This window comes from Bacillus sp. RC240, from assembly GCF_044907945.1.
In the GTDB taxonomy this organism is placed as follows: domain Bacteria; phylum Bacillota; class Bacilli; order Bacillales; family Bacillaceae_G; genus Bacillus_A; species Bacillus_A mycoides.
This window is the reverse complement of sequence record NZ_JBIYCT010000024.1, coordinates 1-14924: the sequence shown is the minus strand read 5'-3', so window position 1 is coordinate 14924 and position 14924 is coordinate 1. Positions and strand designations below refer to the sequence as shown.

The 14924-nt window shown below is 37.2% G+C and carries 16 protein-coding genes, 1 tRNA gene, 1 rRNA gene, 1 other RNA gene and 1 other annotated feature; of the genes, 15 read left to right on the top strand and 4 right to left on the bottom strand.

Translation table 11 applies throughout. The annotated features are described in order from the left end of the window. Positions 1–82 (top strand): 5S ribosomal RNA (gene rrf / locus ABH955_RS29210); the annotation flags it as partial. A 35-nt stretch (positions 83–117) separates the two neighbouring features. On the opposite strand, the gene ABH955_RS28910 is transcribed toward rrf, so the two are convergent. Further along, positions 118–1119, bottom strand: a complete 1002-nt coding sequence (locus tag ABH955_RS28910; RefSeq protein ID WP_404458330.1) for a YaaC family protein — start codon at positions 1117–1119, stop codon at positions 118–120. Between the two features lie 115 nt (positions 1120–1234). Between ABH955_RS28910 and guaB the strand changes: the two genes are divergently transcribed. The 7 genes from guaB to ABH955_RS28875 all read left to right on the top strand — a co-directional run bounded on the left by guaB (position 1235) and on the right by ABH955_RS28875 (position 8185). Next, complete coding sequence (gene guaB / locus ABH955_RS28905; RefSeq protein WP_002091619.1) at positions 1235–2698, top strand: IMP dehydrogenase; 1464 nt, start codon at positions 1235–1237, stop codon at positions 2696–2698. 113 nt (positions 2699–2811) lie between these two features. After that, a complete protein-coding gene (locus tag ABH955_RS28900; RefSeq protein WP_131248078.1) occupies positions 2812–4119 on the top strand; it encodes a serine hydrolase in 1308 nt (435 codons plus the stop codon). A 159-nt stretch (positions 4120–4278) separates the two neighbouring features. Next, on the top strand, positions 4279–5166 hold the full coding sequence (gene pdxS, locus ABH955_RS28895; protein ID WP_002009615.1) for a pyridoxal 5'-phosphate synthase lyase subunit PdxS: 888 nt from the start codon (positions 4279–4281) through the stop codon (positions 5164–5166). A gap of 18 nt (positions 5167–5184) precedes the next feature. After that, positions 5185–5775, top strand: a complete 591-nt coding sequence (gene pdxT, locus ABH955_RS28890) for a pyridoxal 5'-phosphate synthase glutaminase subunit PdxT (protein WP_002138904.1) — start codon at positions 5185–5187, stop codon at positions 5773–5775. 54 nt (positions 5776–5829) lie between these two features. Next, positions 5830–6050: a binding site (T-box leader), on the top strand. A gap of 51 nt (positions 6051–6101) precedes the next feature. Continuing rightward, entirely contained in the window at positions 6102–7376 is a 1275-nt protein-coding gene (serS, locus tag ABH955_RS28885) for a serine--tRNA ligase (protein ID WP_002009617.1), read from the top strand. A 154-nt stretch (positions 7377–7530) separates the two neighbouring features. Beyond that, a tRNA-Ser gene (locus tag ABH955_RS28880) sits at positions 7531–7623 on the top strand. 166 nt (positions 7624–7789) lie between these two features. After that, complete coding sequence (locus tag ABH955_RS28875; RefSeq protein WP_002029297.1) at positions 7790–8185, top strand: sigma factor-like helix-turn-helix DNA-binding protein; 396 nt, start codon at positions 7790–7792, stop codon at positions 8183–8185. A gap of 35 nt (positions 8186–8220) precedes the next feature. On the opposite strand, the gene ABH955_RS28870 is transcribed toward ABH955_RS28875, so the two are convergent. From ABH955_RS28870 to ABH955_RS28860, 3 genes are all read right to left on the bottom strand, one after another. Then, complete coding sequence (locus ABH955_RS28870) at positions 8221–8889, bottom strand: deoxynucleoside kinase (protein WP_002009620.1); 669 nt, start codon at positions 8887–8889, stop codon at positions 8221–8223. 2 nt (positions 8890–8891) lie between these two features. After that, a complete protein-coding gene (locus ABH955_RS28865; protein ID WP_002009621.1) occupies positions 8892–9527 on the bottom strand; it encodes a deoxynucleoside kinase in 636 nt (211 codons plus the stop codon). Between the two features lie 123 nt (positions 9528–9650). Further along, on the bottom strand, positions 9651–10190 hold the full coding sequence (locus tag ABH955_RS28860) for a cysteine hydrolase family protein (RefSeq protein WP_002130738.1): 540 nt from the start codon (positions 10188–10190) through the stop codon (positions 9651–9653). Positions 10191–10296: 106 nt separating this feature from the next. Between ABH955_RS28860 and tadA the strand changes: the two genes are divergently transcribed. The 7 genes from tadA to ABH955_RS28825 all read left to right on the top strand — a co-directional run bounded on the left by tadA (position 10297) and on the right by ABH955_RS28825 (position 14686). Continuing rightward, positions 10297–10791, top strand: coding sequence for a tRNA adenosine(34) deaminase TadA (tadA, locus tag ABH955_RS28855; protein WP_404491961.1), 495 nt, complete (start codon positions 10297–10299; stop codon positions 10789–10791). 78 nt (positions 10792–10869) lie between these two features. Continuing rightward, an RNA gene (gene ffs / locus ABH955_RS28850) (signal recognition particle sRNA large type) lies at positions 10870–11134 on the top strand. 132 nt (positions 11135–11266) lie between these two features. Then, positions 11267–12955, top strand: coding sequence for a DNA polymerase III subunit gamma/tau (dnaX, locus tag ABH955_RS28845; RefSeq protein WP_404491959.1), 1689 nt, complete (start codon positions 11267–11269; stop codon positions 12953–12955). A 25-nt stretch (positions 12956–12980) separates the two neighbouring features. Next, a complete protein-coding gene (locus tag ABH955_RS28840; RefSeq protein WP_170935248.1) occupies positions 12981–13307 on the top strand; it encodes a YbaB/EbfC family nucleoid-associated protein in 327 nt (108 codons plus the stop codon). 14 nt (positions 13308–13321) lie between these two features. Beyond that, positions 13322–13918 (top strand): recombination protein RecR, encoded by a 597-nt coding sequence (gene recR, locus ABH955_RS28835; RefSeq protein WP_002009629.1) that lies wholly within the window; start codon positions 13322–13324, stop codon positions 13916–13918. A gap of 14 nt (positions 13919–13932) precedes the next feature. Further along, on the top strand, positions 13933–14154 hold the full coding sequence (locus ABH955_RS28830) for a YaaL family protein (protein ID WP_002009631.1): 222 nt from the start codon (positions 13933–13935) through the stop codon (positions 14152–14154). A 262-nt stretch (positions 14155–14416) separates the two neighbouring features. Continuing rightward, positions 14417–14686 (top strand): pro-sigmaK processing inhibitor BofA family protein, encoded by a 270-nt coding sequence (locus tag ABH955_RS28825; protein WP_002063354.1) that lies wholly within the window; start codon positions 14417–14419, stop codon positions 14684–14686. Positions 14687–14924 lie beyond the last annotated feature (238 nt).

Below are 14924 nucleotides of genomic sequence, written 5' to 3'. Positions count from 1 at the left end.
CCATACCGAACACGGAAGTTAAGCTCTCTAGCGCCGATGGTAGTTGGGACCTTGTCCCTGTGAGAGTAGGACGTCGCCAAGCAAGATAAAAACACGAGTCATTTGACTCGTGTTTTTTTATTTCCCATGAAATAGGTTGGATTCCATTAGTAAAAATGCTGAAATATAGTAAGGGATTTTTTGAGCAGAAATATTGAGAAATTGATAAATAAACGGATAATCTTCAGATCCATAGCTTCCAAGTAAGTCATACCACCAATCTGTTTCATACCTAGAAATCATACTTAAATTATAGAGCAATAAATAATGAACAAGAAGCTCAGGCAACACTGGCTTAGAGTTTCTAGGGTCAGTCGTAAGTGGTAAATAATAAGTGTCAGTAAGATGCTCATAGTATAAAGGTGTGCTATACATAGGATTCCATGATTGAATAGGTGCTGAAAAAAACACATTTAATTCATTGTTTTTCTCAGGTACGTGTTGTATTGATAAATGCTTACAAGCTGTTTCGATGTAACGAGAAAATCTCTCTTTGGTCATATGTAGTCGATCTAGTATGTTGACTGAAAACGAGAGTTCATTTTTATTTGTTGAATCAATTTTATATAATGTTGTTCCTTTTTGACTATAGCGAAATAAATGTTGTAATTCAGGGATTTTTCCCATTAGCTCTAACATATTAAACTTTTCTGTTTCTAAGTGTTTCATGTGAAACAGTTGTTCTGCCGCGTGAGTAAATAGTCCATTTTTCTGTATTTTCACTTCATCTTCTAAAAATTGATATCCTTGTTTTTTTCGTTTACGGGTTGTCACTCCATGTGCTAAAACAGTTGTTGATTCTGGATAGTTTGGATCAATAGTTAATAAACAGGCTTTAAAAAGTTGCCCCATCCCATAAAATAACAGCATTGGTTGAATGGAAAATGGCGCTGTTTTATATAATTCATAATAATTTTTACCGTGTTCTAAGTAATAAATAAATGGATAACAATTTTCAAAACTTTTTTTTTCGGCATCCTGAATCGAGGATTTTTCATAACAACGGGCAAGATAATGTTGTACGTTTTGAGATGAAAAGAAGAAACTTAACTGCTGCCAAGCACAAGGTGTATGATGCATATATTACGCTCCTTTTATTATCTAAAAATTCTAACATATTTATACTTTCTTGACAGTATTTTAACCAATTGATAAGCTACTAATAATAATTTCTGGTATCATGGGGGGAACAATTATGTGGGAATCTAAATTTGTTAAAGAAGGTTTGACTTTTGATGATGTATTACTTGTACCAGCAAGATCAGATATATTACCAAGAGAAGTAAGTGTTAAAACAGTTTTATCTGAAAGCTTACAGTTAAACATCCCGTTAATTAGTGCAGGAATGGATACAGTAACAGAAGCCGATATGGCTATTGCAATGGCTCGTCAAGGCGGTTTAGGAATCATTCATAAGAATATGTCTATTGAGCACCAGGCAGAGCAAGTTGACAAAGTAAAACGCTCTGAAAGCGGCGTTATTTCAGATCCATTCTTTTTAACTCCAGAACATCAAGTATATGATGCGGAACATCTTATGGGAAAATACCGTATCTCAGGTGTACCAGTTGTAAATAATTTAGATGAGCGAAAATTAGTTGGTATTATTACAAACCGTGATATGCGTTTCATCCAAGACTACTCAATCAAAATTTCTGACGTAATGACAAAAGAACAGTTAATTACAGCCCCAGTTGGTACTACACTAGGAGAAGCTGAAAAGATCTTACAAAAGTATAAAATTGAAAAGCTCCCTCTTGTTGATAATAGCGGTGTATTACAAGGGCTTATTACAATAAAAGATATTGAAAAAGTAATTGAATTTCCAAACTCTGCAAAGGATAAGCAAGGACGCTTATTGGTTGGAGCAGCAGTTGGTGTAACGGCTGATGCAATGCTTCGTATCGATGCATTAGTAAAAGCGAGTGTAGATGCAATTGTACTTGATACAGCTCATGGACATTCTCAAGGTGTTATTGAAAAAGTAAAAGAAGTTCGCGCGAAATATCCAGCACTAAATATTATTGCTGGTAATGTTGCTACAGCTGAAGCAACAAAAGCATTAATTGAAGCTGGTGCAAATGTAGTTAAAGTTGGTATTGGACCAGGATCTATTTGTACAACGCGTGTTGTAGCTGGGGTTGGTGTACCACAATTAACAGCAGTTTATGATTGTGCAACTGAAGCCCGTAAATACGGCATTCCAGTTATTGCAGATGGCGGTGTTAAGTACTCTGGTGATATGGTTAAAGCTTTAGCAGCAGGAGCACACGTTGTTATGCTAGGTAGTATGTTCGCTGGTGTAGCTGAAAGCCCTGGAGAAACTGAAATTTACCAGGGTCGTCAATTTAAAGTATATCGTGGTATGGGTTCTGTTGGAGCAATGGAAAAAGGAAGTAAAGATCGCTACTTCCAAGAAGGAAACAAAAAACTTGTTCCAGAAGGTATTGAAGGACGAGTACCATATAAAGGACCTTTAGCAGATACAGTTCATCAATTAGTTGGTGGATTACGTGCAGGTATGGGATACTGCGGAGCACAGGATTTAGAATTCTTACGTGAGAATGCGCAGTTCATTCGTATGTCGGGTGCTGGTTTACGTGAAAGCCACCCTCATCACGTACAGATTACAAAAGAGGCTCCAAACTACTCATTATAATGTCTTATATGTAAATAGACGGAGATTTGATATCTCTGTCTATTTTTTTTTGATTATGTTAGAATAACGGTTATGTGAGTACATAGATATTGGGGGTAGCAAAAGTGAAAGGTATGTTTTGCAAAAGATTCATTGCGTTGGTAACAGTGCTTACACTAGCTTTTGGCGTGTTTGCACCATATAGCAATGCATCAGCAGAAACAGGAGCTGCTTTAAACATTGAAGCGGGTGCAGCGATTTTAGTTGAAGCGAATTCTGGGAAAATTGTATATCAAAAGAATGCAGATGAATTATTATCAATTGCTAGTATGACAAAGATGATGAGTGAATATTTAGTTCATGAAGCAGTGGATAAAGGAAAACTTAAGTGGGATCAAAAAATTAAGGTTTCTGAATATGCATATAAGATTTCACAAGATGCTTCATTATCAAATGTTGCATTAGAAAATGGTGGCCTGTATACAGTAAAAGAGTTATACGAGGCAATGGCAATCTTTTCTGCAAATGGTGCAACAATTGCATTAGCAGAAGCAATTGCAGGTAAAGAAGTAGATTTCGTAAAAATGATGAATGATAAAGCGAAAGAACTAGGATTGAAAAATTATAAATTTGTTAATTCTACGGGTTTAACGAACAAAGATTTAAAAGGGATGCATCCTGAAGGTACAACACCGGATGAAGAAAATAAAATGTCTGCGAAGGATGTTGCAACTTTAGCGCAACATTTAATTAAAGATTATCCAAAAGTGTTAGATACAGCAAAAATCCCGAAAAAAGTTTTCCGTCCAGAAAAAGAGAAATTTGGGATGTCGAACTGGAACTGGATGTTAAAGGGTTTAGTTAAAGAATATGACGGAGTAGATGGTCTAAAAACAGGATCAACTCCAGAAGCAGGGGACTGCTTCACTGGTACGGTTGAACGAAATGGTATGCGTTTTATTTCTGTAGTTATTAAAACAAGTTCTCATACAGCGCGTTTCGATGAGACGAAGAAATTATATGATTATGGCTTTGCTAACTTTGAAATGAAGAAAATGTATGAAAAAGGTTCTTCGGTCAAAGGAAAAGAAACAGTAAGAGTTGAAAATGCGAAAGATAAAGATGTAGCAGTTCAAACGAAGCAAGCTGTTTCACTTCCGGTGCCAAAGGGAAGTAAAGATGTTTATAAAACAGAATTTAAAGAAGGAAATAAGGGACAAGAAGCACCTCTGAAAAAGGGAGTTGCACTTGGACAAATGGTTGTAACGTCTAAAGATAGTAATGATCCTGGATTTTTATCAGGAAAATCATTACAAGTAGACCTTGTAACAAAATCTGAAGTAGAAGAGGCAGGCTGGTTTACACGTTCTATGCGCGGAATTGGTTCTTTCTTTAGTGGTATGTGGAATGGTGCTATTGATACAGTAAAAGGTTGGTTTTAAAAGCTCCTCATTGTAGGAGCTTTTTCTTATTCCTATTTTTCATACCGACTTTATGAAAAAGTAGTAGACAAGCATCAGATAGTTAGTGGTAGAATGTAAGAGTATTCTTAATTTTCTTCTTTAACGGGGAAAGCAATTCACCTAGGGGGGTTTTTGTACATGACAAATGTAACAGGGACAGAACGTGTAAAACGTGGAATGGCAGAAATGCAAAAAGGCGGCGTTATTATGGACGTAGTTAACGCTGAGCAAGCAAGGATTGCAGAAGAGGCAGGCGCAGTTGCTGTTATGGCATTAGAGCGTGTACCTGCAGATATTCGTGCAGCAGGTGGCGTTTCTCGTATGGCAGATCCAACAATTGTTGAAGAAGTTATGGGTGCTGTATCAATTCCGGTTATGGCAAAATGTCGTATCGGTCACCTTGTAGAAGCACGTGTATTAGAATCATTAGGGGTAGACTATATCGATGAGAGTGAAGTATTGACTCCTGCTGATGAAGTATACCATTTAAATAAACGTGATTACACAGTTCCGTTTGTATGTGGTTGCCGCGATATCGGAGAAGCTGCACGTCGTATTGCAGAAGGTGCAGCTATGCTTCGTACAAAAGGTGAACCTGGAACAGGAAACATTGTAGAGGCAGTGCGTCATATGCGCCAAGTCAATGCAGAAATCCGTCAAGTTGCAAGTCTACGTGAAGATGAGTTAATGACATATGCAAAAAATACTGGTGCTCCTTATGAAGTACTACTTGAAATTAAACGCCTTGGTCGCCTGCCAGTTGTAAACTTTGCAGCAGGTGGTGTAGCAACACCAGCAGATGCAGCGTTAATGATGCAACTTGGTGCTGATGGTGTATTTGTTGGATCTGGTATCTTCAAATCAGAGAACCCAGAGAAATTTGCACGTGCAATCGTTGAAGCAACGACTCATTATGAAGATTACGAACTAATTGCAAGCCTTTCTAAAGGATTAGGTAATGCAATGAAAGGTATCGAAATTTCAACGTTATTACCAGAACAACGCATGCAAGAGCGTGGATGGTAATTAAAGGAGATCTTTAAAATGGTGAAAATCGGTGTACTAGGTCTTCAAGGTGCAGTTCGTGAGCATGTAAAATCAGTTGAGGCAAGTGGTGCAGAAGCTGTTGTTGTAAAGCGTATGGAGCAACTTGAAGAGATTGATGGTCTTATTTTACCAGGCGGTGAAAGTACAACAATGCGCCGTCTTATTGATAAGTATGCTTTCATGGAGCCTCTTCGTACATTTGCGAAGTCTGGTAAACCAATGTTTGGTACATGTGCAGGGATGATTCTTCTTGCGAAAACACTTATTGGCTATGAAGAAGCACATATTGGTGCTATGGATATTACGGTTGAGCGCAATGCGTTCGGACGCCAAAAAGATAGTTTTGAAGCTGCACTTTCAATGAAAGGTGTGGGAGAAGACTTTGTTGGTGTATTTATCCGTGCTCCGTATGTTGTAAATGTAGCTGATGATGTTGAAGTACTTTCTATGCATGGCGAGCGAATGGTAGCGGTAAGGCAAGGGCCGTTTTTAGCTGCTTCTTTCCATCCGGAATTAACGGATGATCATCGTGTAACAGCATACTTTGTAGAAATGGTAAAAGAAGCGAAAATGAAAAAAGTTGTATAAGTAACTTGCAACTTGTATAAGATTATAGTAAATTGATGATAACAATTTTATAAAATAAGCGTGTTGATAGGAAGTAGTAACAAATGTTGTTTCTTATAGAGAGTCGATGGTTGGTGGAAATCGATAGAAACAGTTTGTGAATCCATCCTGGAATGGAATGTGGAATATCTTTTGATTAGTAAACATTCCCGGTGAAGAGCCGTTATTTCTACTTGAGAGGAAGGCGGTAATGCTTTCAACTAGGGTGGCAACGCGGGTTAACTCCCGTCCCTTTGTATAGGGACGGGAGTTTTTTGTGTTTTATAAAATAAAAGGAGGAGTATATAATGCTTGATATTAAATTTTTACGTACGAATTTTGAAGAAGTAAAAGCAAAATTACAGCATAGAGGCGAAGATTTAACGGATTTTGGTCGCTTTGAAGAACTTGATACGAGAAGAAGAGAGCTACTTGTTCAAACAGAAGAACTAAAAAGTAAACGTAACGAAGTATCTCAACAAATTTCAGTATTAAAGCGTGAAAAGAAAGATGCGGAAGCTCTAATTCTAGAAATGCGTGAAGTTGGGGAAAAAGTAAAAGATCTTGATAATGAGCTTCGTACAGTTGAAGAAGATTTAGAAAGATTAATGCTATCTATCCCAAATATCCCTCATGAATCTGCTCCAATAGGTGAAACAGAGGATGATAACGTAGTAGCACGTACTTGGGGAGAAGTGAAAGAATTTACTTATGAGCCAAAACCACATTGGGATCTTGCTACTGATTTAGGGATTTTAGATTTTGAACGTGCTGGGAAAGTAACAGGAAGCCGATTTGTATTTTACAAAGGTGCTGGTGCAAGATTAGAACGTGCTTTGATTAGCTTTATGCTTGACCTTCATACTGATGAGCATGGATATGAGGAAGTATTGCCTCCTTATATGGTAAACCGTGCAAGTATGACAGGAACAGGACAACTTCCGAAGTTTGAAGAAGATGCATTCCGTATTGAAAGTGAAGATTATTTCCTAATCCCAACAGCTGAAGTACCTGTAACGAATATGCATCGTGATGAGATTGTGAGTAAAGAGCAATTGCCGATACGATATGCTGCGTTTAGCTCATGCTTCCGTTCTGAAGCAGGTTCAGCTGGTCGTGATACACGTGGTTTAATTCGCCAACACCAATTTAATAAAGTTGAACTTGTTAAGTTCGTGAAACCAGAAGATTCTTACGAAGAGTTAGAAAAATTAACAAATGATGCAGAGCGCGTGTTACAATTATTAGAGTTGCCATATCGCGTTATGAGCATGTGTACAGGAGATTTAGGATTTACAGCAGCGAAGAAATACGATATTGAAGTATGGATTCCAAGCTATGGTACATATCGTGAAATTTCTTCTTGTAGTAATTTTGAGGCATTCCAAGCGAGACGCGCGAATATCCGTTTCCGTCGTGAGCCAAATGGCAAACCGGAACATGTTCATACACTAAATGGATCTGGTCTTGCAATTGGACGTACAGTGGCAGCTATTTTAGAGAACTACCAACAAGAAGATGGTACAATTATAATTCCAGAAGTTCTTCGCCCTTATATGGGAGGAAAAACAGTTATTAAATAAGTTAAAACATTCATCGGTATGAGTGATTGGTAATTATGGACGTTGTCAGCAGTGTCATAAAGGAGAGGGGAAGTAAAATTTTCCTTTCCTCATAATTTATTATAGTAGGGTTGACTAACTGTTTTTCTTTTGATATTATATTTGATGTCAATATGGAGGTATACCCAAGTCTGGCTGAAGGGATCGGTCTTGAAAACCGACAGGCGGCGAGAGTCGCGCGGGGGTTCGAATCCCTCTACCTCCTCCAGATATAATTGACAACAGCGCATATAAGTGGAGATTGGAGAACTCGTTACCAACACGTAACGAGTTTTTATTTTAAAACCAATCATAAAGTATGATGTAAGGATATAGTGTCCTTATTACACACTCATATTCCGATGATTATCTTCATAGATATGAAAGGAGTTAACATGGATCTTATTATACAAACGTTTCCTTTAGATGGAAAAACTTTATATTATGTACAATGTCCTGTCTGTAAGAACAATAGAATTTTAAACAGTGGTGCAAATGTGTCGCGCATTATAAGTGATGATACATTCCGTAAACTTTGTGGTTGCACTTGTGATGTAAAACAGGTTGCAAAAAAAGTAGAGGTACCAAAAGAAGCTGAAAAACCAGCTGTGCAAAAAGAAGTAACTCCAAAACGTACAGGGAAATTACTAACAGCAGTAATTAATGGGAAAGAATTGACTGTTAAAGAGATTGCTGAAACATATGATATTAGTACGAGTACTGTTCGTCAGCGTATTAATGCAGGAAAGCCAGAGAGTGAAATTATTGCTCCGACAAAAAAGAAAAAGTAATTTCATAGGAAAACCCGTGCATATGCACGGGTTTTTTATTTTACAAGTTTACGTGTTTGTTTTAAAAAATGTCCAATTTTTTTAATGATTGGTTCGATTGAATCGCCATCTTTTAAAATATCGTATTCATTAATGTTTAATCGTAAAACAGGGCATGAATTAAAGTTATTAATCCAGTTATCGTAACGTCCATGCATCTCTTTCCAATATTCAATTGGTGTTTGCTGCTCCATGGGACGTCCTCGTTCTTGAATACGATCGACAATATCATCAAAAGAACCTTCTAGGTAAATTAATAAGTCTGGATGAGGGAAGTAAGGAGTCATGACCATAGCATCAAATAAACCTTTGTATGTTTCATAATCAGTTTCAGTCATTGTACCCTTTTCGTAATGCATTTTTGCGAAAATACCAGTGTCCTCATAGATAGAACGGTCTTGAACAAAACCGCCGCCATATTCGAAAATTCTTTTTTGTTCTTTAAATCGTTCTGCTAAAAAGTAAACTTGTAAGTGAAAGCTCCAGCGTGTGAAATCAGCATAGAACTTGTCCAAATATGGGTTGGAATCTACTTTTTCAAAAGATGTACGATAACCTAAAGCGTTAGCCAATGCAGTTGTCATAGTTGATTTACCGACACCTACTGTTCCAGCAATAGTGATAACTGCATCATTTGGTATATCATATTTTTGCCTTAAATTCATTGTTATTTCGACTCCTTCAAGAGAGTATTTTGAAGAGCTGATAAGATGACATTTAAATCATCAGGATTTCTTACAAAATCCATATCGTCTCCATTAAATTTTAATACCGGAATATCCGGATGGTCCTTTTTGAAAGCATCCATTGCTGTTTCGTAATCTTTTGTAAGCTGTAGCAAGTAATTTGGATCCATATTTTTTTCGAATTCTCTTCCGCGCATGGCAATTCGTTTTTGTAATGTTTCTAGGCTTGCTGTTAAATAAACGATGACATTTGGTACAGGCATATCTTGCGTAAGAATGCGATAAATTTGCATGTATTTATCATATTGAGAATCTTTTAATGTACGGGATGCAAAAATTAAATTTTTAAATATATGATAATCTGCTACTACAGGCTTTCTTTGATTCAAATACTTTATGTTAATATCCTCTAGTTGTTTGTATCTATTACAAAGAAAGAACATCTCTGTTTGAAAACTCCATTCGTCGATGTCTTCGTAGAATTTTCCTAAAAAAGGATTTTCATCAACAATCTCTTTTAGTAAGTGGAGTTGCATGTGAGTTGAAAGTTCCTTCGCAAGTGAAGTTTTTCCAACACCAATTGGTCCTTCAACCGTGATAAATGGTACTCCGGTCACGCTGTTTCCTCCTTTCAATCAGTGATTTACCGTGACTACTAAAAACACAAAACAGAATTATTGTAGCACAAGAGGAGAGCGAGCGGACTAATTTGATATAAAAAGTTAGAAAATAGATATGTATTAATTAAATTTTATTTGGGATGACGGTACAATATTTGCCTTTAATGTGGCTTCCATTATTTTTAAAGCATGTTCATTATCTTGCTCGTTATTAGAAGCGATGCAATCCCGTGGTACATAAAGTGTATAATTTCTCATATGGGCATCATTAGCTGTAAAAAGGATGCATATGTTCCCGGCAATTCCTGTTAAAATGAGATTTTCGATTTTTAAATAACCTAATAAAGAATTCAAAGGTGTTTCATAAAAAGCAGAGTAATGTGGTTTAATAAAAATATAATCGTCAGTATGCGGAGCAATGGCCTCGATAATATTTTTACTATACTCATTTGTACAATGAGTGATAAGTTGATCAATATCAGATCTCCAAAGTTGATAGTGATCATTGACATAAATTATTGGATAGCCCAATGATTTCATGGTGTCCTTTAATTGTAAAATGGGGTTCTTTATAATTTCACATTTCTGTGCCAGGATGGGTCCGTGGGAGAATTGAAAATCATTAATCATATCGATAATGAGTAAGGCAGTATTTTTCATATGTAATTCCCTCTCTTTCTTCTTTAGGTTGGATTGAATTTGTAAAAGTTATCCCACCTGCAAGAAACGAAAAAGTGTATTTTATTTTTGGTGAAAGGACTATATTATGGAGCGAGATATATATTTTATGCAGTTAGCAATAGAGGAAGCGAAGAAGGCGGAGGCGATACAAGAGGTACCAATTGGTGCTGTAATTGTGCTAGATGGTGAAGTGATTAGTGTCGCACATAACTTAAGAGAAACTGAACAGAGATCAATAGCTCACGCCGAGCTCTTAGCTATTGATGAAGCTTGCAAAAAATTAGGGACATGGCGTTTAGAAGATGCAACGTTATATGTAACATTAGAACCTTGCCCAATGTGTGCAGGGGGAATTGTTTTATCGCGTATAAAACGGGTTGTATATGGTGCGAGCGATCCGAAAGGTGGATGTGTAGGTACGTTGATGAATCTTTTAACTGATGAGCGTTTTAATCATCAGTGTGAAGTAGTGGCTGGTGTACTTGAAGAGGAATGTGGTACGTTGTTAACGATTTTTTTTAGGGAGCTTCGTAAGAAAAGAAAAGAAGTGAAAAAACTAGAGAAAAGTAATGGTAACTAACGTATTTGCATTTTGTAAAAAAACAAGTTATACTGATAATGCCTTATCCAAGGCAACCGAATATTGGTTTTAACTTTGCCGTGCTAAGCGGGGAGGTAGCGGTGCCCTATACTCGCAATCCGCTCTAGCGAGGCTGAATCCCTTCTCGAGGTTATGCTGCTGTAAGGTCTGCCTTAAGTAAGTGGTGTTGACGTTTGGGTCCTGCGCAACGGGACCCCGTGAACCTTGTCAGGTCCGGAAGGAAGCAGCAATAAGCGGGTTTTCTCGTGTGCCGCAGGAGTGCCTGAACCGAGCTAACTGCTTGAGTAACGCTTATGGTACGTAATCGACAGAAGGTGCACGGCAGTTATATATGTATACAAAACTCACCTTTATATAAAGGTGAGTTTTTTGTATGGAAAATAACTTTTGGAATCTATAAACAGAATGGGTTATAATAAATAAGATAATAACCTTTGAGGGAGGCCGTATTTTCGTGTCATACCAAGCGTTATACCGAACATGGAGACCGCAAAAATTCGAAGATGTAGTCGGTCAAAAGCACGTGACAAAAACGTTGCAAAATGCCCTTCTTCAAGAGAAAGCTTCACATGCTTATTTGTTTTCGGGTCCGAGGGGAACAGGGAAAACGACAATTGCAAAAGTATTTGCAAAGGCAATTAACTGTGAACACGCCCCGGTAGCTGAACCTTGTAATGAATGTCCTTCTTGTTTAGGAATTACACAAGGGTCTATTTCAGATGTATTAGAAATTGATGCGGCTTCAAATAACGGTGTAGATGAAATTCGAGATATAAGAGATAAAGTAAAATATGCTCCAAGTGCTGTAGGATATAAAGTATACATTATTGATGAAGTTCACATGCTTTCTATGGGTGCCTTTAATGCGCTTTTGAAAACTTTAGAAGAGCCACCAGGACATGTTATTTTTATTCTGGCGACAACAGAACCGCATAAAATTCCAGCTACAATTATTTCGCGTTGTCAGCGTTTTGAGTTTCGAAAGATATCAGTAAATGATATCGTTGAGAGATTATCGACGGTCGTGACAAATGAAGGTACGCAAGTAGAAGATGAAGCGTTACAAATCGTAGCGCGTGCCGCCGAAGGTGGTATGCGTGATGCGCTCAGTCTTATTGATCAAGCTATTTCTTATAGTGATGAGACGGTGACGAGTGAAGATGTTTTAGCTGTAACAGGATCTGTATCTCAGCGATATTTGGGTGACCTGGTAGAATGTATACGTGAAAATGATGTATCAAGAGCGTTACGTATTATAGATGAGATGATGAGTAAAGGGAAAGATCCAGTTCGCTTTATGGAGGATTTCATTTACTACTATCGTGATATGCTTTTATATCAAACTTCACCACAATTAGAACATATGTTGGAACGGGTAATTGTAGATGATCTATTCCGTACGTTAAGTGAAGAAATGCAACCGGAAGTAATCTATGAAATTATTCATACCCTTAGTAAGGGACAACAGGAGATGAAGTGGACAAACCATCCAAGAATATTCTTGGAAGTTGTTATGGTGCAACTGTGTCAGCAGTTTATGATGCAAGCAAACGGCGCAGATCGTTTGCAAGCGATTATGAACAGGATGCAGCAGCTGGAGAAAGAGTTAGAGCAAGTTAAAAAGAATGGCGTGCCAGCTGGTGTGCAGCAGGAAGTAAGAGAGACGCGGGCAACACCAAAACCGGTACGAACAGGAAGTATGAAAATTCCTGTTGGACGTGTGAATGAAGTGTTAAAGCAAGCGAAGCGTCAAGATTTAGAACAGTTAAAAGCTGTATGGGGCGAATTATTAGGAAGGCTCAAGTCACATAACAAAGTAGCATTTGCTGTTTTATTAGAAAATAGTGAACCAGTTGCGGCTTCGGATGATACCTATGTGTTAGCATTTCAATATGAGATTCATTGCAAAATGGCTAGTGAAAATCGAGAAGCGATGGATACATTGGAACAAACTCTTTTTGAATTGTTAAGTAAAAGGTTAAATATGATTGCTATCCCAAAAAGTGAATGGGGTAAAATTCGTGAAGACTTTTTACAACGCGAAGGCGGGGATTCTGAAGAAAGCCCAGAACAAAAAGAAGATCCTCTTATAGAAGAGGCTGTAAAATTAGTAGGGCAAGAACTTATTGAAATAAAAGAGTAATAATAATGAGGAGGAATTAATTATGATGCGTGGCGGAATGGGAAATATGAATAACATGATGAAACAAATGCAAAAGATGCAAAAAGACATGGCGAAGGCGCAAGAAGAGCTTGGCGAAAAAACAGTTGAAGGTACAGCTGGCGGCGGAATGGTTACTGTTATTGCAAATGGTCATAAGCAAGTTCTTGAAGTGAAAATTAAAGAAGAAGTTGTAGATCCAGAAGATATCGAAATGTTACAAGACTTAGTATTAGCTGCAACGAATGATGCACTTAAAAAGGTTGATGAACTTTCAAACTCTACAATGGGCAAATTTACAAAAGGCATGAACTTACCAGGTGGAATGTTCTAGGAGGATATTGATATATGCATTATCCAGAACCGATATCAAAATTAATCGATAGTTTTATGAAGTTGCCAGGAATCGGACCGAAAACAGCGGTTCGATTGGCATTCTTCGTGTTAGATATGAAAGAGGATGATGTACTAGGTTTTGCGAAAGCACTTGTGAATGCAAAGCGAGATTTAGCGTATTGTTCTGTGTGCGGACATATCACTGACCGCGATCCTTGTTATATTTGTGACGATTCGCATAGGGATCAATCGGTTGTTTGTGTAGTACAAGAGCCGAAAGATGTAATTGCGATGGAAAAAATGAAAGAATACCAAGGTGTATATCATGTTTTGCGTGGTGCCATTTCTCCAATGGAGGGAATTGGACCAGAGGATATTAATATCCCGCAGTTATTAAAGAGACTGCAAGATGAAACAGTACAAGAAGTGATATTAGCAACAAACCCTAATATTGAAGGGGAAGCCACAGCGATGTACATATCCCGCCTCTTAAAGCCAACAGGAATTAAAGTAACTCGTATTGCACATGGTCTGCCAGTTGGTGGAGATTTAGAATATGCAGATGAAGTAACACTATCGAAAGCTTTAGAAGGCCGTAGAGAGATATAAGAGGAGAAGGGAAAATGTTCTTTCAAAAAAAGGGTAAGTTGCGTAAAGAGTATGACGATAAGTTAATTGTATTATTAGAAAAGGTAAAGAATGAATGGCTACGTCAGAAGAGACTGGTTGAACAAAGTGTTGAGCCGTCTCAAGATGTACTTTGTTCTTTAAAAATAGCAGAGGCGAAATATTTTTTCTTGTTAAAAGAAGCAAAACGTCGTCCTGTGAAAATGGAACAATGGTAAAAGGTCCTGCTTTTTAAAGCGGGACCTTTTGCTTTTTATCGATTTATTTGTGAGTAACAGGGCTACTTTATTTTTGGGATATAAAAATGAGAAAGAAAAAGTGGGAATGGAATTAGTTGTATCTAATTGTTAGCACTTAGAAGAAATATTACTGATTAAAGGTTATAAATACGAAGTGGTAGGAGTTATGTTATAGATGTTCTTTTTTCTTGTCTTGTCCCATACAAATGGATATGTATAGGTCATTCATAAGGAGGAAAAAATGAATTCTACAATTATTATTGTTGGCATTCTTGCTTTGGTTTTTATTTTTCTTGTTTTTGGTGTTTCTGCTAAACCAATACGTTTTATAGGGAAAGCACTCTTTCATGTCACTTTAGGTATAGCGTTACTATTTATTGTGAATGTTGCAGGGACATATTTCGATTTTCATATTCCAATTAACATGGGCACAGCTACAGTATCAAGTTTATTAGGGGTGCCAGGTGTTGCTGCATTAGTGATTATTAAGCTGTATATAATGCCAAGATAAATTTATTTTGGCATTTTTTAAAAAAGCGTTGACTTATCGATTAGTAATATGATAAATTAATAAGCGTCGTCAGGAACGAAAGAAAAAAGTTGTTGACAGATTCAAGTCAAAATGTTAAATTATAAAAGTCGCTGAAACGCGGCGTTGAACTTTGAAAACTAAACGAAACAAACAACGTGAAACGTCAATTTTTATTTTTAGATGCTAGACAAACTAACTTTATTGGAGAGTTTGATCC